Source organism: Limnohabitans sp. 103DPR2 (assembly GCF_001412575.1).
Lineage (GTDB): Bacteria > Pseudomonadota > Gammaproteobacteria > Burkholderiales > Burkholderiaceae_C > Limnohabitans_A.
The window spans coordinates 2616518-2633954 of the sequence record NZ_CP011834.1; the positions used below are offsets into that span (position 1 = coordinate 2616518).

The 17437-nt window shown below is 53.8% G+C and carries 21 protein-coding genes and 1 tRNA gene; 14 read left to right on the top strand and 8 right to left on the bottom strand.

What is annotated here, in order from left to right; all coding sequences use genetic code 11:
* Nucleotides 1–69: 69 nt before the first annotated feature.
* The 5 genes from L103DPR2_RS12600 to rpoH all read left to right on the top strand — a co-directional run bounded on the left by L103DPR2_RS12600 (nucleotide 70) and on the right by rpoH (nucleotide 5058).
* Nucleotides 70–1407, top strand: a complete 1338-nt coding sequence (locus L103DPR2_RS12600; protein ID WP_055361391.1) for an enolase C-terminal domain-like protein — start codon at nucleotides 70–72, stop codon at nucleotides 1405–1407.
* Between the two features lie 32 nt (nucleotides 1408–1439).
* Nucleotides 1440–2204, top strand: a complete 765-nt coding sequence (locus L103DPR2_RS12605; RefSeq protein WP_055361392.1) for an HpcH/HpaI aldolase family protein — start codon at nucleotides 1440–1442, stop codon at nucleotides 2202–2204.
* Between the two features lie 25 nt (nucleotides 2205–2229).
* Nucleotides 2230–3054, top strand: a complete 825-nt coding sequence (locus tag L103DPR2_RS12610) for an NAD-dependent epimerase/dehydratase family protein (protein ID WP_055361393.1) — start codon at nucleotides 2230–2232, stop codon at nucleotides 3052–3054.
* Between the two features lie 16 nt (nucleotides 3055–3070).
* On the top strand, nucleotides 3071–4024 hold the full coding sequence (locus L103DPR2_RS12615) for a sugar kinase (RefSeq protein WP_231717642.1): 954 nt from the start codon (nucleotides 3071–3073) through the stop codon (nucleotides 4022–4024).
* A gap of 89 nt (nucleotides 4025–4113) precedes the next feature.
* A complete protein-coding gene (rpoH, locus tag L103DPR2_RS12620; protein ID WP_055361395.1) occupies nucleotides 4114–5058 on the top strand; it encodes an RNA polymerase sigma factor RpoH in 945 nt (314 codons plus the stop codon).
* Nucleotides 5059–5105: 47 nt separating this feature from the next.
* Here rpoH and L103DPR2_RS12625 read toward each other — a convergent pair whose 3' ends face one another.
* The 3 genes from L103DPR2_RS12625 to L103DPR2_RS12635 are packed head-to-tail and all read right to left on the bottom strand — an operon-like array spanning nucleotide 5106 to nucleotide 7765.
* On the bottom strand, nucleotides 5106–5684 hold the full coding sequence (locus L103DPR2_RS12625; RefSeq protein WP_082466907.1) for an SCO family protein: 579 nt from the start codon (nucleotides 5682–5684) through the stop codon (nucleotides 5106–5108).
* A 20-nt stretch (nucleotides 5685–5704) separates the two neighbouring features.
* Nucleotides 5705–6823, bottom strand: coding sequence for a COX15/CtaA family protein (locus L103DPR2_RS12630; RefSeq protein ID WP_055361396.1), 1119 nt, complete (start codon nucleotides 6821–6823; stop codon nucleotides 5705–5707).
* Between the two features lie 18 nt (nucleotides 6824–6841).
* A complete protein-coding gene (locus tag L103DPR2_RS12635; protein WP_055361397.1) occupies nucleotides 6842–7765 on the bottom strand; it encodes a class I SAM-dependent methyltransferase in 924 nt (307 codons plus the stop codon).
* A gap of 231 nt (nucleotides 7766–7996) precedes the next feature.
* On the opposite strand from L103DPR2_RS12635, the gene L103DPR2_RS12640 reads away from it, so the two are divergent.
* Together L103DPR2_RS12640 and trmL are read left to right on the top strand one after the other, a co-directional pair.
* The gene (locus L103DPR2_RS12640; protein ID WP_335337951.1) at nucleotides 7997–8590 is read left to right on the top strand and encodes a ComF family protein; all 594 of its coding nucleotides are present in this window, start codon (nucleotides 7997–7999) and stop codon (nucleotides 8588–8590) included.
* A 44-nt stretch (nucleotides 8591–8634) separates the two neighbouring features.
* Entirely contained in the window at nucleotides 8635–9099 is a 465-nt protein-coding gene (trmL, locus tag L103DPR2_RS12645; protein ID WP_055361398.1) for a tRNA (uridine(34)/cytosine(34)/5-carboxymethylaminomethyluridine(34)-2'-O)-methyltransferase TrmL, read from the top strand.
* Between the two features lie 25 nt (nucleotides 9100–9124).
* Here trmL and L103DPR2_RS12650 read toward each other — a convergent pair whose 3' ends face one another.
* The 3 genes from L103DPR2_RS12650 to pcaF are packed head-to-tail and all read right to left on the bottom strand — an operon-like array spanning nucleotide 9125 to nucleotide 11817.
* On the bottom strand, nucleotides 9125–9580 hold the full coding sequence (locus L103DPR2_RS12650) for a MaoC family dehydratase (RefSeq protein ID WP_055361399.1): 456 nt from the start codon (nucleotides 9578–9580) through the stop codon (nucleotides 9125–9127).
* A 25-nt stretch (nucleotides 9581–9605) separates the two neighbouring features.
* Nucleotides 9606–10604, bottom strand: coding sequence for an NADPH:quinone reductase (locus tag L103DPR2_RS12655; protein WP_055361400.1), 999 nt, complete (start codon nucleotides 10602–10604; stop codon nucleotides 9606–9608).
* Nucleotides 10605–10614: 10 nt separating this feature from the next.
* Entirely contained in the window at nucleotides 10615–11817 is a 1203-nt protein-coding gene (gene pcaF, locus L103DPR2_RS12660) for a 3-oxoadipyl-CoA thiolase (RefSeq protein ID WP_055362044.1), read from the bottom strand.
* A 139-nt stretch (nucleotides 11818–11956) separates the two neighbouring features.
* On the opposite strand from pcaF, the gene L103DPR2_RS12665 reads away from it, so the two are divergent.
* The 7 genes from L103DPR2_RS12665 (at nucleotide 11957) to L103DPR2_RS12695 (ending at nucleotide 15827) form a co-directional block, all read left to right on the top strand.
* Complete coding sequence (locus L103DPR2_RS12665; RefSeq protein ID WP_197274953.1) at nucleotides 11957–12391, top strand: DUF1841 family protein; 435 nt, start codon at nucleotides 11957–11959, stop codon at nucleotides 12389–12391.
* Nucleotides 12392–12493: 102 nt separating this feature from the next.
* Nucleotides 12494–13336 (top strand): AAA family ATPase, encoded by an 843-nt coding sequence (locus L103DPR2_RS12670; RefSeq protein WP_055361401.1) that lies wholly within the window; start codon nucleotides 12494–12496, stop codon nucleotides 13334–13336.
* A gap of 3 nt (nucleotides 13337–13339) precedes the next feature.
* On the top strand, nucleotides 13340–13606 hold the full coding sequence (locus L103DPR2_RS12675; protein ID WP_055361402.1) for a hypothetical protein: 267 nt from the start codon (nucleotides 13340–13342) through the stop codon (nucleotides 13604–13606).
* Entirely contained in the window at nucleotides 13606–14223 is a 618-nt protein-coding gene (locus tag L103DPR2_RS12680; RefSeq protein ID WP_055362046.1) for a GNAT family N-acetyltransferase, read from the top strand. Before L103DPR2_RS12675 ends, L103DPR2_RS12680 begins: the two co-directional genes overlap by 1 nt.
* A 3-nt stretch (nucleotides 14224–14226) precedes the next feature.
* Nucleotides 14227–15411 (top strand): vWA domain-containing protein, encoded by a 1185-nt coding sequence (locus L103DPR2_RS12685; RefSeq protein WP_055361403.1) that lies wholly within the window; start codon nucleotides 14227–14229, stop codon nucleotides 15409–15411.
* Between the two features lie 32 nt (nucleotides 15412–15443).
* Complete coding sequence (locus L103DPR2_RS12690) at nucleotides 15444–15740, top strand: DUF1330 domain-containing protein (RefSeq protein WP_055361404.1); 297 nt, start codon at nucleotides 15444–15446, stop codon at nucleotides 15738–15740.
* A gap of 12 nt (nucleotides 15741–15752) precedes the next feature.
* Nucleotides 15753–15827: transfer RNA gene (locus tag L103DPR2_RS12695), tRNA-Arg, on the top strand.
* A gap of 8 nt (nucleotides 15828–15835) precedes the next feature.
* On the opposite strand, the gene L103DPR2_RS12700 is transcribed toward L103DPR2_RS12695, so the two are convergent.
* Both L103DPR2_RS12700 and L103DPR2_RS12705 read right to left on the bottom strand, forming a co-directional pair.
* Entirely contained in the window at nucleotides 15836–16324 is a 489-nt protein-coding gene (locus L103DPR2_RS12700; RefSeq protein WP_231717643.1) for a carboxymuconolactone decarboxylase family protein, read from the bottom strand.
* Nucleotides 16325–16442: 118 nt separating this feature from the next.
* A complete protein-coding gene (locus L103DPR2_RS12705; protein WP_055362047.1) occupies nucleotides 16443–17420 on the bottom strand; it encodes a Bug family tripartite tricarboxylate transporter substrate binding protein in 978 nt (325 codons plus the stop codon).
* Between the last annotated feature and the right edge of the window lie 17 nt (nucleotides 17421–17437).

Below are 17437 nucleotides of genomic sequence, written 5' to 3' on the forward strand. Positions count from 1 at the left end.
TCAGGGTTTTGCCGATTTCGAATCAACGATGCAAGTTGTACGATGACTTAAAGTGGAATTTTTTGCACCATGACACACGCCAAACTCACACCCACCATCACCCAGTTACGCGTCATCCCCGTGGCGGGTCGAGACAGCATGTTGTTGAATCTCAGTGGCGCCCACGGACCTTTCTTCACACGCAACATCCTGATACTGACAGACTCCAGCGGTAACACTGGCATTGGCGAAGTGCCAGGCGGAGAAAAGATTCGCAAAACACTTGAAGACGCTCGCCCTTGGGTAGAAGGCCAAAGCATTGGCAATGCCAAAAACTTACTCAACAACCTTCAACAAAAATTTGCAGACCGCGATGCCGGTGGCCGCGGCAACCAAACCTTTGACTTGCGGGTCGCCATCCACGCTGTCACAGCCATTGAAAGCGCCTTGCTAGATTTGCTAGGCCAACATTTAGGGGTGCCTGTGGCCGCTTTGCTAGGCGAAGGCCAGCAACGCTCGCAAGTTCAAGTTTTGGGCTATTTGTTCTACATTGCCGATCGCCACAAAACCGACCTGCCCTACAACAGCGAGCCCGATGCCAACAACGACTGGCAACGCCTGCGCCACGAAGCTGCCCTGACGCCAGAGGCCATTGTGCGTTTGGCACAAGCTGCACAAGATCGTTATGGCTTTCAAGACTTCAAACTCAAAGGAGGCGCGATTCGCGCTGAAGAAGAAGTCCAAGCCATTGTGGCCTTGCATGAAACCTTCCCCGATGCGCGCATCACGCTCGACCCCAACGGGGGGTGGTTGCTCAAAGACGCCATCCGTTTGCTGCGCGATCATCGCAACACCATGGCCTATGCCGAAGATCCTTGCGGTGCCGAAGGTGTGTTCTCAGGTCGCGAAGTGATGGCCGAATTCAAACGCGCCACAGGCTTGCCCACGGCCACCAACATGGTGGCCACCGACTGGCGCGAAATGGCACACAGCATTCAATTGCAGTCTGTTGACATCCCCTTGGCCGACCCCCACTTCTGGACCCTACAAGGCTCGGTGCGTGTGGCGCAGTTGTGTCAAATGTACGACCTCACATGGGGCTCGCATTCCAACAACCACTTTGATGTGTCATTGGCCATGTTCACGCACTGCGCGGCGGCCGCACCCGGCAAAGTGACCGCCATTGACACGCATTGGATTTGGCAAGATGGCCAGTACCTCACACAAGAGCCGCTGCAAATTAAAGGCGGGATGATTGATGTGCCCACAGCGCCGGGCTTGGGCGTCAAGCTCAACATGGATGCTGTGGAGGCGGCTCATCAACTTTATTTGCAGCACGGCTTGGGCGCGCGCAACGATGCCATGGCCATGCAATACCTCATTCCCGGCTGGACCTTCAATCCCAAAATGCCAGCCATGGTTCGATAAATCATTTTTGCAAACTCTCAACAGTCCACACCATGCAAAGCATTCACAACAACTTCAAGCACGCCATTCAAAACGGTCAAAAACAAATTGGCCTGTGGTCACATTTGTGCAGCCCTATCAGCATTGAAATCTTGGCCCATTGCGGCTACGACTGGCTGCTGCTGGACATGGAACATTCGCCCAACGACCTCAGCGAAATTTTGGCGCAACTGCAAGCCATGAAAGGCGGCACAGCCACGCCCATCGTGCGCCCCCCTTGGAACGACATGGTGACCTTCAAACGCCTGCTCGACATCGGCGTTCAAAACTTGCTGGTACCCTACATTCAAACCGCGCAAGAAGCGCGCGATGCGGTCTCTTACACGCGCTATCCACCGCAGGGTGTTCGCGGTTATGCAGGCGCGCCACGCGCCAGCAACTACGGCCGCGTGAAAGATTACGCCAAGCTCAATGGCAATGAACTCTGCTTGTTGCTGCAAGTCGAAACACTGCAAGGTTTGGACAACTTAGAAGACATTGCCAACGTAGAAGGTGTCGATGGTGTCTTCATTGGCCCCGGTGACTTGTCCGCAGCCTTGGGCCATTTGGGCAACCCAAAGCACCCTGACGTGTTGAAGGTGATTGACCAAGCCATTGCACGCATCAAATCCTGCGGCAAAGCGGCTGGTATCCTCACGGGTGATGTGACCTTGGCTCAACATTATGTGGCGCAAGGCTGCATGTTTGTCGCGGTGGGCGCCGATCAAAACGTGCTGCGTGACAGTGCGACTGCCTTGGCGCAAAGCTTCAAAGACTGATCACTTCCATTTCAAAAACGTCATCATGCTCAAGCCCAAAGCTTCCCCACTCACTTTTCCAAGATTGTTGCTGACAGGTGCCGCGGGGCAATTGGGCCAAGAAATGCGGCCACGCCTCAAAGCTTATTGCGATGTACTGCGTGTCAGCGATCAAAAAAATCTGGGCGCGGCGCAACTTGGCGAAGAAGTGCAAATCACCAATCTGGCCAATGCATCCGACATGCAAAGCTTGCTCACAGGCGTTGATGCTGTTGTGCATTTAGGCGGCATCTCCACCGAGCAAGCCTGGGAACCCATTTTGGCCAGCAACATTGTGGGCATGGTGAACTTGTACGAAGCCGCACGTCTTCAAGGTACAAAGCGCATTGTCTTTGCCAGCTCCAACCACGTCACAGGCTTTTACCAGCAAGACGAAGTCATTGACACCAAGATGCCACCCAAGCCCGATGGTTTTTATGGCTTGTCCAAAGCCTTTGGCGAAGACTTGGCCGAAATGTATTGGGCCCGGTGGGGCATCGAAACCGTCAGCATCCGAATTGGCTCTGCACTCCCCGCCCCCAAAGACCGCCGCATGTTGTCCACATGGATCAGCTTTGACGACCTGGAGCGTTTGGTCGTAGCGGCGCTCACGGCCCCCATCGTGGGCCACACCATCATCTTTGGCATGTCCGACAACCAAACCTCTTGGTGGGACAACACCCATGCCAAACACATTGGTTACCGTCCGCTGGATTCATCCGATGTGTTCAGGCACGAAGTGGAAGCAAGACAGCCACACATCGATCGACATGACAAGGCCGCTTTGTACCAAGGCGGAGCCTTTGTCAAAGTCGCACCCCACGGCGAGTGACGGCTGAAAGATGGAAGTGCGCAAACCCCTTCAATTCATCGCCATTGGCGAATGCATGTTGGAAGTTCAAGCCAATGGCTTTGGACCTTGCGTGTTGTCTTATGGCGGCGACACCTTCAACACGTCGGTCTACTTACGCCGCTGCGCATCCTCCAAAGCCATTGAAGTCAGTTATGCCACAGGCTTAGGTGTTGATCCGCTCAGCCAACAACTGAAGAAGGCATGGACAGCCTTGGGCCTCAACCTCAATGCCATTCAATCAATTGACGGCAAGTTGCCAGGCATGTACCTGATTGAAACGGACGACCATGGTGAACGCAGTTTTCACTTTTGGCGAGAAAGCAGCGCCGCTCGCGCTTACTTTCAAGCACCCGAAACTGACTTGGAAAAAAACGCGCTCAACTATGACTGCATTTACTTCAGTGGCATCTCGTTGGCCATTCTGGACGATGCTTCTCGCAAGCGGCTTTTCAGCATGCTGCAAAAAGTTCGCGCTTTAGGCTGTCGTGTGGTGTTTGACAACAACTTCAGGCCTAAGCTTTGGCCCAGCCTGCAAGTGGCCCAGCAGGTTTACCTTGAAGCGTTGAACGTTTGCCATACCGCCATGCTCACCTTGGACGACCACCAAGCGGTCTTTGGTCATGTCAATTTAGACGATGCCTTGCGCCATGCACAGGCACTCGAAGTGCCAGAGTTGGTGATCAAGCGCGGCGCAGACAGCACCTTGGTTCGTGAGACGCCAGACGCCCCTTGGCAAAGCATCGCCACCGAACGGGTTGAACGCGTGATCGACACCACCGCTGCTGGGGATTCATTTGCCGCAGGCTTTTTGAGCCGCCGCCTCATTGGAGAAAGCGCCCTTTTATCGGCAGAATTTGGCAACAAAGTGGCCGCAAGGGTCATTCAGCATCGCGGCGCCCTGATTCCCCTTGAGGCCATACAAGACCTCATTTCTCCTCCGGTCTATTGATAAATATCAATAAAATCAATAAGTTATATATTTAGCACTCTTCGCAAGAGAGTGCTAAAATCCGGTCTATTATGGATAGGAGTTCTGGAATGACACACCTGACTGGATCCCCCGACACAGCACTGGCCCTGAAGAACCCATGGGCCGTCGTGCCTTCATTGGGGCACCTTGATGCGTACATCTCTGCGGTCAACCGCATGCCTATGCTCACCCCCGAGCAGGAGCAAGAGTTTGCGCGCAAACTGAAAAACGAAAACGACATCGAAGCCGCCAGTAAGTTGGTGCTCTCGCACCTGCGCGTGGTGGTTTCTGTGGCACGTCAGTACTTGGGCTACGGCCTACCCCATGCCGACCTGATTCAAGAAGGCAACATCGGTTTGATGAAAGCCGTCAAACGTTTCGACCCCGATCAGGGCGTGCGCTTGGTGAGCTACGCCATGCACTGGATCAAGGCTGAAATTCACGAGTACATCTTGAAGAACTGGCGCATGGTCAAGGTGGCCACCACCAAGGCACAGCGCAAATTGTTTTTCAACTTGCGCTCCATGAAGCAAGGCCTCAAAGCCGAAGCCGATGAAGCCACAGGCACGCACCGCGACACCCTCACCTCTGCGCAAATTGACAGCATGGCCAAAGACCTGAATGTCAAACGCGAAGAAGTGATGGAAATGGAAACACGCATGTCAGGCGGCGATGTGCTGCTCGACCCCGCACCATCAGATGATGGCGAAGTGGCCTACGGTCCCATCGCTTACTTGGCCGATGCACACCACGAACCCACCGCCATGATTGAAGCGCACCAGCGCGACATGATGGCCAGCGATGGCATTGCCACTGCTTTGGCGTCCCTTGACGAACGCAGCCGCAGAATTGTGGAAGAGCGTTGGCTCAAAGTGAACGACGATGGCTCAGGTGGCATGACACTGCACGACTTGGCCGATGAGTTTGGCGTGAGTGCCGAGCGCATTCGCCAAATTGAAGTGGCGGCCATGAAGAAGATGAAGGCAGCTTTGACGGAATACGCTGAAGCTTAAACAGCTGCAATCAGCAGGTTAAAAAAAGAGGGCCTAGGCCCTCTTTTTTATTTAAGCAACCACTTGAAATCTTCGGCCAACACCTTGGCGCCAGAGCCATAACGGTTGAACAAGCGAACACGGCCTTGCGTGTCAAACGCATAGCTCCCCGCAGAGTGGTCCATGGTGTAGCTGGTGGGTGTTTTGCCTTCTACCCGTTTGAAGTAAATCTTGAATTCTTTGGCAATGGCTGGCAATTGCTCTGGCGTGGGCCTGAGCGCCACAAAGCTAGGGTCAAAGTTTTCAACATAGGCCTTGAGCAATTCGGTGGTGTCACGCTCTGGATCGACCGTGACAAACACGGCTTGCAACTTATCACCATCAGCACCCAGCAAACGTTTCACATCGCTCAGCTCTTGCATGGTGGTGGGACACACATCCGGGCATTGTGTGTAGCCAAAGAAGACCACCACAACCTTGCCGGCAAAATCTTTAAGAGTGCGTGCTTGACCATTCTGATCGGTGAGGTTCAACTCTTTGGCGTAGTCTGCACCTGTGATGTCAACGCCATGGAAGGACATTTTTTGCTCATTGCAAGCACCCAAGCTTAGAACCAAAGCAAGGCTTGTCAATAGTTTGGTCATCATGCTCATCTTGTAACTCTCCATCAACGACCAGGGGCCCGCGTGCGGCTGAGCATCCAAGTCAACACCATCATCAAAGCACCCGCACCACCCGTGTGCGCTACGGCTGCCAACAAAGGCCAATCCAACACCACATTGGACAAGCCTGTCAAAAATTGCAGCGCCAGCAAAGCACCAAGCCAGCGCGACAAATCTTTCAAAACACCATTGCGCTGGAAAGACCACAGCATGAATGCGCCGTAAGTGAACACGACCAAGGCCATCACGCGGTGCACCATGTGCACCGACTGCAAGGCTTCAAAAGGCAAATTCTGACCTGCAGCGTCAACACCTAGATGACGCCAAATTTGAAATGCAGCACCGTTCCAAGCGGGCCACCATTGGCCATTGCAATCTGGGAAACCGGTGCAAGCCAACACAGCGTAATTGGTACTGACCCAAGCGCCCAAAGCAATTTGAATGATCAACAACACGGCTGCCAGCCACACCATGGCGCGCAAGCGCGCCGACATGACTTCGCGTTGCACAGAAGGCACCCACGCCACTTGCGCACTCAGCAGCACCAACAAACCCATACCGCCCAACAAGTGCAGCGTGACGATGGCGGGGAACAATTTCATGGTGACGGTCAATGCACCAAAGGCCCCTTGCATGCACACCCACACCAAAGTTAACCAAGCCCAGAAGGGGCGAACCTGCCAAGCGTCTTTTTCAGCCACATGACCTTTGAATTTTTGCCAGGTGCTGACCACCGCCAAAACCAAGATCAAAAATCCCACCGACATGGCCAAATAGCGATGGATCATTTCAATCCACGCTTTGTTGTGCGTCACGGGGCCCGTGGGCATGGCCGCCACGGCCGCATCAATGTGATCGTCGGCACCAATGGGGCTGGCATGGCCATAACACCCTGGCCAGTCGGGGCAGCCCAAACCAGAGTCGGTGAGGCGCGTGAACGAGCCAAACATCACCAGGTCAAAGGTGAGGAACAAGGTGAGTACCACCAAGGCGCGCATTTTTGAATTTACATTGCGACCTCGGTTTTTGTACAGGGTCAACAACAGCGGCACCACGGCAATGAAAAAACCCACACACAGCAAACGTGCGGTGGGACTCAGGTTGTACAGATCGACTTCGGTCATGGTGGGGGTGGATTCTGATTAATGCGGTGCGCGCGGTTGCTTGAGCATTTGGCGCATGTCGTCCAAACCGATTTGACTTTCGGAAGCCACTTTCAATCGGGGTTGTGGTTTAAGGGCATGGCCATAGACCACTTCAAAGCTCAGTGCCAAGCGGCCGTCTTCATCAGGTTTGGCCAGGCTTAACAAAACTGAGTGAAGTTGTTTCAACCAAGCTTTGCCGCGCAAACCGCCAAATCGGCCCACGTGAAAATTGCGGCCCATGCTGCGCAAATCTTCCAGCAATTTGTCTGGGCTTGCATAAGTCAAAGTGATCTTTTCCATGTCCATCACGGGCTCGGCAAAGCCCGCATGAACCAACATGTCACCCCAATCGTGCATGTCGGTGAATTCATGCGCGGGCATGGGCCAACCCGCTTTCGCATAAGCCGCGCGCAACTCGATCAGGGTGTCGGGACCGAAACAAGAAAACATCACAAAGCCATTGACCGACAAGGCACGATGCCACTGCGCCAGCAAAGCTTCTGGCTGTGAGGCCTGGTGCAACAACATGTTGGCCCACACCATGTCGATGCTGTGGTCTGCAAATTGGGTGGTTTCCAAACGTGATTCAAACCAAGCAGCAAAATGCCACCAGGGCTTTCGTGCCAACGCTTGCACTTGCATAGCTTCGCTGGGCCGTTGCGCTTTCAAAAAGCCCTTGGCCTTGGGATAACGCTGTTTGAGCAACGCCAAGGCATTCAGGCCTGCCCGCACGGGGTCCCAACACACCCAAGACTGCGGTTGCAAAGTGATGAAGGCCAAACGCTCTTCCATGCGGCGCGCCACTTCTTCGTGCAACCAAGGCGAACTGAGCGTGCGCGCCTGCTTGCCTTTGGCCAACGGCAGCATCGCCCAGCGACTTGCGGCGACGGGGTCTAGGCTGGGGGGGCGTTCTTGGGCCATGTGATTGTTAAAAAGAGCAGACAGCAGCGTTTGAAAATTTGCGCCATGCAGGGCAATGAAGGCCCCAAGGCAAGCCTGTGCAAGGGTCACAAGCGATGTCCAGAAGTATATTGGTTCGTGATTAACCTTCCCAGCCAATGTGCAATTTGCAAAGCTTGGCCTGCCATCCCCATTTGCCACGCCTGCGTCAGTGCATTTGGACGGCCCCAAAGACGTTGCTCACAATGCGCTTTGGCCCTTCCCGTCGCTTTCTGGAATGCCGTTCATACCGGCCCCAACCATGCCTCTCGGCAATGTTCCAGCTGCCGTCAATGCCCTCCCACGCTAGACGCCTGTTGGGCCGCCACTTCCTATGCTTGGCCGTGGACGCAACTGGTGGCGCAATTCAAATTTCAAAACGATCCGGCTTGGGCCCGCGCTTTGGCCTTGCTGATGCAAAGTGCCCCTGGGGTTGAAGATGTCTTAGACCAAGTCGATGTCATCCTGCCTATGCCTTTGTCTGCACAGCGATTGGCCGAGCGCGGGTTCAATCAGGCCTTGCTTTTGGCCAAAGCTTTGAACCCGCACAAAACCCAAGCTTTGACCTTGCTCAAGCTTAGGCACACAGCACGGCAAAGCAGCCTTAAAAGGTCTGAGCGACTTCTCAACTTGGCAGGTGCTTTGGCTGTATCGCCATTGCGCGCAGCGTCCCTCAGAGGGCAACACGTGCTGCTGGTGGACGATGTCATGACCAGCGGCGCCAGTCTCAACACGGCAGCGCAAGTCTTGAAGCAAGCAGGCGTTCAATCGGTGAAAGCTTTGGTGTTTGCGCGTACAGAAGTGTGAACGCCTGTTCAAGCTGCGCCAATTCCGAAGCACAATAGCGACTTATGTTTCACATTGTTTTAGTCGAGCCCGAAATCCCGCCCAACACAGGCAACGTCATTCGCTTGGCGGCCAACACGGGCTGTGCCTTACACCTTATTGAGCCCTTGGGTTTTTCGATGGAAGACAAGCACATGCGGCGCGCGGGCTTGGACTATCACGAGTACACACAGGTCAAGCGCCATGCCGACTGGGCCACTTTTTTGGCCACCGAAAAGCCCGATGCGGCGCGCATGTTTGCGCTCACCACCAAGGGCACGCGCTTTGTGCAAGACACGCAATTTCATGCGGGCGATTGGTTTGTGTTCGGCGCAGAAACTCGGGGCTTAGCGCCCGAGTTGCGCGAGAGTTTTGCGCCTGCCAACCGACTGAAACTGCCCATGCTCGAGGGCCAGCGCAGTCTCAATTTGTCCAACAGTGTGGCCGTGGTGGCTTACGAAGCTTGGCGCCAGAATGGCTTTCAAAGTTAAACGCCTTGGCGTTTAACTTCCTGCATCAAACGTAATAGCGTGCCAAAGACTCGGCAATGCAGCTGGGCTTCTCAGAGCCCTCACGCTCAATCTTCATTTCCCATGTGAACTGCATGCCGTTGCCATCAATGGCCACAGCATCAAGTAATTTCATGTGACCGCGCACCTTGCTGCCCACAGGCACAGGGGACGTGAAGCGCACTTTGTTCAAACCGTAGTTCACACCCATGCGCACATCTTCAATTTTGATGGCGCTTTGAGACAACTTGGGAATTAAAGACAGGGTTAAAAAACCGTGGGCAATGGGCGCACCAAAGGGGCCGGCCTTGGCTTTTTCCACATCAATGTGAATCCACTGATGATCGCCTGTGGCTTCGGCAAACATGTTGACTTGTTCTTGCGTGATCTCGGTCCATGGCGACACTGCCACCGTTTGGCCAACACAAGCCGCGAGTTCTTGGAGGGTTTGAAATGTTTTCATAGCCCGCACTCTAACCAGCTTTGTCTCAGAGATCAATCACCACATTGCCCAATTGACCTGCTTCAACGGCTTCATGCGCTTTCACAATTTGGTCCAACGTAAATCGGGCACCAATGGTGTGTTGTAACTGCCCTCTGACCAGCAATTCATTCAGGCGATTGACACACCATGTGCGATCTGCAGGCAGCAAGTCGTAGACCAAGAAAAATTTCAGGCCAATCGAATTGAACAACAAGGGACGGAAGGTCAAAGGAATATCGCCCACCACGTTGGAGCCATAACCGATCAATTCACCATGGGGCGCCAAGCCACCAGTGGTGACCCACTGAGATGCCGTGGCAAAGTCCATGTCGATGATGACATCAACACCTCGTCCTTGGCTGAAGGCCTTCAAGCGCTCGACCACTGGCTCTGTTTTGTAAAAAATTGTTTCAACAGCACCGGCTGATTTGGCATGCGCCGCTTTCACTTCAGAGCCCACCGTGCCAATCACCTGGCCACCATATTGAGTCACGAGTTGGGTCACGTAATGCCCCACCGCAGACGAAGCGCCTGTGACCAAAACTTTTTTGCCGCGCAAATTTTCGTCGCCTGCCAAATGCACGGCTTGAACCGCCGTTAAGCCTGGAATGCCCATGCAAGCACCCGCTGCAAAATCGGTGTTGTCGGGCAGTTTCACAGCTTGCGCTTCAGGCACCACGATGGCTTCAGAGGCCGTACCGTGCGGGCGTTGCCACTGCGCATTCCAAATCCAAACGCGTTCACCCACACGCTGCTTCGACACACCCTCACCCACCGCTTCAATAGTGCCAGCGCCATCGCTGTGCGGCACCACCCAAGGGTCGGTCAAGGGTCGCGCACGGCGCGACTTCACATCGGAAGGATTGACACCCGAGGTGGCCAAACGCACGCACACCTCACCTCTGCCCGGTGCTTTCAGTGGCAGTGAACCCACGACCATGACGTCTCGGGCTTCACCATTTTTTTCGTACCACGCTGCACGGGTTGAGAGGCTTGTTGTCATTTGAAAATCCTTAGACGCGTTCCAGAATCACGGCAATGCCCTGGCCCACGCCAATGCACATGGTGCACAGCGCATAGCGACCACCGGTGGCATGCAAACGGTTCACGGCGGTTGTGGCCAAACGCGCACCCGAGGCACCCAAAGGGTGACCCAAGGCAATGGCGCCGCCCCAAGCGTTCACGCGCTCATCGTCGTCTTTCAAACCCAACATGCGAAGCACGGCCAAGCCTTGCGCTGCGAAGGCTTCGTTCAATTCAATGACATCGATTTGATCCAGGGTCAAACCTGTTTGCGCCAATACTTTCAAGGTGGCAGGTGCGGGACCAATGCCCATCACGCGCGGTGCCACGCCAGCAGTGGCCATGCCCACCACACGGGCTTTGGGTGTCAGGCTGTACTTACCCGCCATGGTTTCGTTGGCCAACAACAAGGCACAAGAACCATCATTGACGCCACTGGCATTGCCCGCTGTCACGGTGCCATCAGGGCGCACCACGCCTTTGAGCTTGGCCAAGGATTCGAGGCTGGTTTCGCGGGGATGCTCGTCAGTGTCCACGACGATGGCATCGCCCTTTTTCTGAGGAATGCTGACAGGTGTAATTTCACGCGCCAAGTGGCCAGCCTTTTGGGCGGCCACCGCTTTCATTTGACTGGCCAAGGCCATGCGGTCTTGCGCTTCGCGTTCAATCTTGTAATCGGTGGCCACGTTTTCGGCGGTCTCGGGCATGGAGTCCACGCCATATTTTTCTTTCATCAATTTGTTGATGAAGCGCCAGCCGATGGTGGTGTCGTACACCGCATTGGCGCGGCTGAAAGCAGACTCTGCTTTGGGCATCACAAACGGTGCGCGGCTCATGCTTTCCACGCCGCCGGCAATCATCAAACCGGCTTCGCCAGATTTGATAGCACGTGCGGCAGAACCCACGGCATCGAGGCCTGAACCGCACAAGCGGTTCAAAGTGGCACCTGGCACCTCAATGGGCAAACCCGCCAACAAACTGCTCATGTGCGCCACATTGCGGTTGTCTTCGCCGGCTTGGTTGGCGTTGCCGTACAGCACGTCGGTCACAGCGGCCCAATCGACTTGGGGGTTGCGTGCCATCAGGGCACGAATGGGGATGGCACCCAAGTCATCGGTGCGAACACTGGACAAGGCGCCGCCATAACGGCCGAAGGGCGTGCGAATGGCGTCACAAATGAAGGCTTGGGTGATGTTGGAACTCATGATGGCTCTTTGAAGTTGGACTGGGGTTTTTAAGAATCATGCAATATAGTGCATGTTTGGGCTAATTTCAAGTCGGAATTGCCCCTAAGCTGAGCCCGCAGTGCCCTTCGGAGACAATGTTGGCATGCTGATACAACCCTCCCAAGCCGATGTGCGCAGATTCTTCTGTGGCACCTATGCCAAAGCCCGTTCAGGCGCCACGCTAGAGCCCATTGAAATTCTGGCCAGCCAGTGGATTGACGAGCATCCCGAATACCACGCCGACTTCGCGGACGTTGATGCCGCCTTGGCCAGCATGTTGAACGTAGATCCCACCAAAGAGAATCCGTTTTTACATCTGTCCATGCACCTGTCCATCAGCGAGCAGTGCAGCATTGACCAGCCCCGGGGCATCCGTCAGGCGGTGGAACTGCTCACCCACAAAAGGAACTCCTTGCACGAGGCGCATCACGCCACCATGGAGTGCCTCGGCCGCATGATTTACGAAAGCCAAAAATCGGGACGCATGCCCGATGGTCAGGTTTACATCGACTGCGTGCAAAGGCACGCCACCCAGGATTGATTTTCGGTCACTGAAGCGACATTCCAAGCGGTGAACCCTCATCCTCAAGCGGGTGTTCTCGCGCACAATCAAAACAAGCTTAACCACTCCATCTAGTTCATTATGAAATTCCAAGGTACCGACAACTACGTTGCCACGCAAGATTTGAAATTGGCTGTGAATGCGGCCATCACCTTGAAGCGCCCTTTGCTTGTCAAAGGCGAACCCGGCACGGGCAAAACCATGTTGGCCGAGGAAGTGTCTGAAGCCTTGGGATTGAAACTCATTCAGTGGCACATCAAGTCCACGACCAAAGCGCAACAAGGCTTGTACGAGTACGACGCCGTGAGCCGTTTGCGTGACAGCCAATTGGGCGATGAAAAAGTCAAGAACATCGAGAACTACATCATCAAGGGTGTGCTCTGGCAAGCCTTCACGTCTGAAGAGCCTGTGGCCATTTTGATTGACGAGATTGACAAGGCCGACATCGAGTTCCCCAATGACTTGCTGCGCGAAATCGATCGCATGGAGTTTTATTGCTACGAAACACGTCAGCTGATCAAAGCCAAAACACGTCCCTTGGTATTCATCACCTCCAACAATGAAAAAGAATTGCCCGACGCTTTCTTGCGCCGCTGCTTCTTCCACTACATCAAGTTCCCTGAAGCCGACACCATGAAGCAAATTGTGGATGTGCACTTCCCCAATTTGAAAAAAGAATTGCTCACGGTTGCATTGAAAAATTTCTACGATGTGCGCGGTTTGCCTGGCCTCAAAAAGAAACCTTCTACCAGCGAGTTGCTCGACTGGCTCAAGCTGTTGGTGGCAGAAGACATTCCTTTGGAAGCCTTGCAAAGTGCCGACCAAAAAGTGAGTGTGCCGCCACTGGTGGGCGCCTTGCTGAAGAACGAGCAAGACGTCAGCTTGTTTGAAAAGCTGGTGTTCATGAACCAACGCAACCGCTAAAACATGTCACGCAATTTGCTCGCTGAAGGTTTGTCAGACGCTGTCGGCTTTGTCGGTGGGGCGCTGCTGGGCTTTTGGGCTGGGCAATTGCTTGGCTGGAACATTTTTGCAGCAGGCTACGGCAACGACAGCATTGGCGGCATTGTGTTGGTGGGCTTGGGCGGTGGCTTGGGTTTGCAATTGGCCAGGCGATGGCAAGCGCATCAAGCGGCCTCGCGATCAGATGAAGCAAACGATGCCTCAGGCAACAGCTCATCGAAAGACAAATGATGAGCACACCAAACGCATTCACGCAAACGGTTCACCTCCAAGGCAAACATGCTGAGTTGGTACCTTTGAACGCGTCGCACCATGACGATTTGGTCGAAGCCGTGAAGGATGGCGAGCTTTGGCGCCATTGGTACACCTTCATTCCCACGCCAGAAAAAATGGCCGATGAAATTGCGCGGCGCTTGAATTTACACAAGGAAGGCAGCTTGCTGCCCTTCACCGTGATGGTGAACGGCAAGGCTGTGGGCATGACCACCTACATGCACATCGATGCGGCCAACCTGCGTGTTGAGATTGGCTCCACGTGGTATCGCAAAAGTGTGCAACGCTCACCCGTCAACACCGAATGCAAACGCCTGCTGTTGGCCCATGCCTTTGAGCATCTTCGCTGCAATGCGGTTGAATTTAGAACGCATTTCTTCAACCAACAAAGCCGCCGCGCCATTGAGCGCTTGGGCGCCAAGTTGGATGGCGTCTTGCGCAACCATCAAATTAACCATCACCCCGATGCAGCAGGCGCCCTGCGTGACACCTGCGTCTACAGCATCTTGAACACCGAGTGGCCTTCAGTGAAAGCGCACTTGGATTACCAACTCAGTCGTTCGCGCGAGGCCTGAAGCATGCTGATCGATTTTTTCTACACCCTGCGTGCCGCCAAATTGCCGGTGTCTGTGCGCGAATACCTCAACGTTTTAGAAGCATTGCAAGCCAACGTGGTGGGCCCTGCTTCAGACGCCTGCAGCATTGACGACTTCTACCACTTGAGTCGCACCATCATGGTGAAGGACGAGAAGCACTACGACAAATTTGACAAGGCCTTTGGCGCCTACTTCAAAGGCGTTGAGATGCTCACCGACTTCACCAAGGAAGTGCCCTTGGAATGGTTGCAAAAAATCTTAGAAAAAGAACTCACGCCCGAACAAAAAGCCGCCATTGAAAAGATGGGCTGGGACGAGTTGATGGAGACCTTGAAAAAACGTCTCGAAGAACAAAAAGAACGCCACGAAGGCGGCAACAAATGGATTGGCACAGGCGGCACCTCGCCCTTTGGCAATGGTGGTCAAAACCCCCAAGGCATTCGCATTGGCGGCAAAGGCGGACAACGCAGTGCTGTGAAGGTCTGGGAACAACGCGCCTACCGCGATTACGACGATACCCAAGAACTGGGCACGCGCAACATCAAGGTAGCTTTGCGCCGACTGCGCAAATTTGCGCGCGAAGGCTCTGTGGAAGAGCTGGATTTGCCCGACACCATTCGCTCTACGGCAGCCAATGCTGGCTACCTAGACATCAAAATGATTCCTGAGCGTCACAACAACGTGAAGGTGTTGTTGTTGATGGACGTGGGTGGCACCATGGACGACCACATTGCCCGCGTGGAAGAATTGTTCTCGGCGGCCAAGGCCGAGTTCAAACACTTAGAGTTTTATTACTTCCACAACTGTGTGTACGACTTCATGTGGAAGAACAACAAGCGCCGTTATGCCGAGAAGTTCTCAACCTGGGACATCCTGCGCAAGTACAACAAAGATTACAAACTGATCTTTGTAGGCGACGCCACCATGAGCCCCTACGAAATTTTGCAGCGCGGCGGCAGCGTGGAATACAACAACGAAGAAGCCGGCGCCGAATGGTTGCAACGCCTCACGCACACCTTCCCCAAATTTGCGTGGATCAACCCCGAGCCGCAAGGCGTTTGGCAATATCGCCAAAGCATTGCTGTGATTCAACAACTCATGAGCAACCGCATGTTCCCGCTCACCCTCAAAGGGTTGGAAGATGCGATGCGCATGATGAGCAAGTAATTTTTGAGTTTAATTTTCTTTTAGGAGCCACCATGGCCAAGGCATACATCATTGGGCAAGTGACCGTTCACAACCCAGAGGGTTACACCAAGTACTCGCAGCATGTGCCCGCCACATTGGCCCAATACGGCGGAAAATATTTAGTTCGGGGTGGTGACTGCACACAACTCGAAGGCACAGCGCAAGGCAATCGCCGCGTTGTGATTGAATTTGCAAGTCGAGAAGCGGCCCAAACTTGGTACAACAGTCCTGAATACCAAGCCATCTTGCCGCACCGGAAGGCCAATTCAGAAGGACATATTGCCCTTGTCGATGGATTTGAAGGCTAAAATTCAGCCTCCGCCGCCGTAGTTCAATGGATAGAACGAGTGCCTCCTAAGCGCTAGATACAGGTTCGATTCCTGTCGGAGGCGCCAAGCATCATTTATCTTAAATGCTTGCCTGCATTCCAAGTTCTTTGCCCCGCAGTTTTGACTGCAATCTCATTGGGCACATCTTCTAAAGGTGTCGACATGCTGTCATTCCATCTGTTGAGGAATCCAAACATGGCCACCACACCCAAAATCTCAACAATCTGACCATCTGTCCAATGCTGTTTCATGTGCTCAAAAAGTTCATTTGTGACGGCATTGGGCTGCGAAGCAGCAGCCAAAGCAAAATCAAGTGCCAGCTTTTCTTTTTCTGTGAACAGGGGGCTGGTTGAATACTGCCAAACATCTGCCAATTTTTCTTCAGAAACACCAAAGTTGTGAGCACCTAAGAGGGTGTGCGCTTGGCAATATAAACAACCTGAAGCCTTACTTGCAACATGGCCAATGAGGCGTCTAAAACCCAAATCAACTTCGCCTTCAGGGTCCATCACGGCAGCATTTAACTGGGCAAAGGCTTGAACCAGTTTAGGTTTGCGTTGCATGGTCAAAACGCTGTTCGGCGTAAAACCCAAAGTGCCTAGAAAAAAATCAAAGTAATTTTTTAGCGCAGGTGTGGTTTCGGGGGGCAATGGGTCGAGTCTGGACATTTGTCTGCAATTTTCAGCTGTCTAATTCAATTTTTCTGTCGCGTGCAAGCTTGGTCCAACGCTCAATGTCGGCCTTCATGTAAGCAGCAAAAGCATCTGGTGACAAAGGCATCAGTGCAACAGCTTCAGACGACAGTTTGTCCTTGAAGTCTTGCTGCGCCAAGACTTGGGCAAGTGCCTCACTGAGTGTTTTGACAATGCTTTGTGGCATGCCGGCAGGGCCGACAATGCCATACCACTGTTGCCCATCAAAGCCCTTGTAACCCAGCTCCTCAAAGGTTGGCACATCTTTGAGCAGTTCATGGCGCTTGGGCCCCGTCACAGCCAAGGGACGCATCCTGCCACTTCGAATGTGTGGCAACGCACCTGCCAAGCTAGGAAATAAAGCTTGCGTCTGTCCAGAAATTAAATCGACGTTGGCAGGCGCAACACCTCTGTAGGGAATGTGGATCATGAACAAGCCGGTCTGCTGCTTGAACAACTCTCCCACCAAGTGCGTTAAAGAACCAGCGCCAGCAGAGCCATAGGCAATTTTGCCAGGCTGCTTGCGGACGTATTCCACAAATGTTTTGACATCGTTGGCAGGCACGCCCGGATTGACGCACAACACATTGGGTGCAGTTCCAATCATGCCTACGGGCGTGAAGTCTTTAAGGGCATCGTAATTTAATTTACGCGTTGCGGGCGATGTGCCGTGTGTGGCCACATAGGCCTGTAACAAGGTGTAGCCATCAGGGTTGCTCTTGGCCACGTTTTGACACGCGATGGCACCACCGCCGCCAGAGACGTTTTCAATGATGATGCTTTGCCCCAAAACTTTGGTCAAACGCTCACAAGTGGCGCGGCCAATCATGTCGGCGCCGCCACCTGCAGCCACTGGCACCACATAGCGAATGGTCTTGTTGGGATAAATGTTTTGCGCATTGGACCATGGTGCCAAAGTTGATGCTGCCGTGGCCAAAAGCAATTGCCGTCTATTTTTTGAAATCATGTTTTTTGTCTCCGTCA

Coding starts and splice junctions, on each gene's coding strand:
- L103DPR2_RS12600 (WP_055361391.1), top strand. CDS start 70: ATGACACACGCCAAACTCACACCCACCATCACCCAGTTACGCGTCATC.
- L103DPR2_RS12605 (WP_055361392.1), top strand. CDS start 1,440: ATGCAAAGCATTCACAACAACTTCAAGCACGCCATTCAAAACGGTCAA.
- L103DPR2_RS12610 (WP_055361393.1), top strand. CDS start 2,230: ATGCTCAAGCCCAAAGCTTCCCCACTCACTTTTCCAAGATTGTTGCTG.
- rpoH (WP_055361395.1), top strand. CDS start 4,114: ATGACACACCTGACTGGATCCCCCGACACAGCACTGGCCCTGAAGAAC.
- L103DPR2_RS12625 (WP_082466907.1), bottom strand. CDS start 5,684: ATGATGACCAAACTATTGACAAGCCTTGCTTTGGTTCTAAGCTTGGGT.
- L103DPR2_RS12630 (WP_055361396.1), bottom strand. CDS start 6,823: ATGACCGAAGTCGATCTGTACAACCTGAGTCCCACCGCACGTTTGCTG.
- L103DPR2_RS12635 (WP_055361397.1), bottom strand. CDS start 7,765: ATGGCCCAAGAACGCCCCCCCAGCCTAGACCCCGTCGCCGCAAGTCGC.
- trmL (WP_055361398.1), top strand. CDS start 8,635: ATGTTTCACATTGTTTTAGTCGAGCCCGAAATCCCGCCCAACACAGGC.
- L103DPR2_RS12650 (WP_055361399.1), bottom strand. CDS start 9,580: ATGAAAACATTTCAAACCCTCCAAGAACTCGCGGCTTGTGTTGGCCAA.
- L103DPR2_RS12655 (WP_055361400.1), bottom strand. CDS start 10,604: ATGACAACAAGCCTCTCAACCCGTGCAGCGTGGTACGAAAAAAATGGT.
- L103DPR2_RS12670 (WP_055361401.1), top strand. CDS start 12,494: ATGAAATTCCAAGGTACCGACAACTACGTTGCCACGCAAGATTTGAAA.
- L103DPR2_RS12675 (WP_055361402.1), top strand. CDS start 13,340: ATGTCACGCAATTTGCTCGCTGAAGGTTTGTCAGACGCTGTCGGCTTT.
- L103DPR2_RS12680 (WP_055362046.1), top strand. CDS start 13,606: ATGAGCACACCAAACGCATTCACGCAAACGGTTCACCTCCAAGGCAAA.
- L103DPR2_RS12685 (WP_055361403.1), top strand. CDS start 14,227: ATGCTGATCGATTTTTTCTACACCCTGCGTGCCGCCAAATTGCCGGTG.
- L103DPR2_RS12690 (WP_055361404.1), top strand. CDS start 15,444: ATGGCCAAGGCATACATCATTGGGCAAGTGACCGTTCACAACCCAGAG.
- L103DPR2_RS12700 (WP_231717643.1), bottom strand. CDS start 16,324: ATGCAACGCAAACCTAAACTGGTTCAAGCCTTTGCCCAGTTAAATGCT.
- L103DPR2_RS12705 (WP_055362047.1), bottom strand. CDS start 17,420: ATGATTTCAAAAAATAGACGGCAATTGCTTTTGGCCACGGCAGCATCA.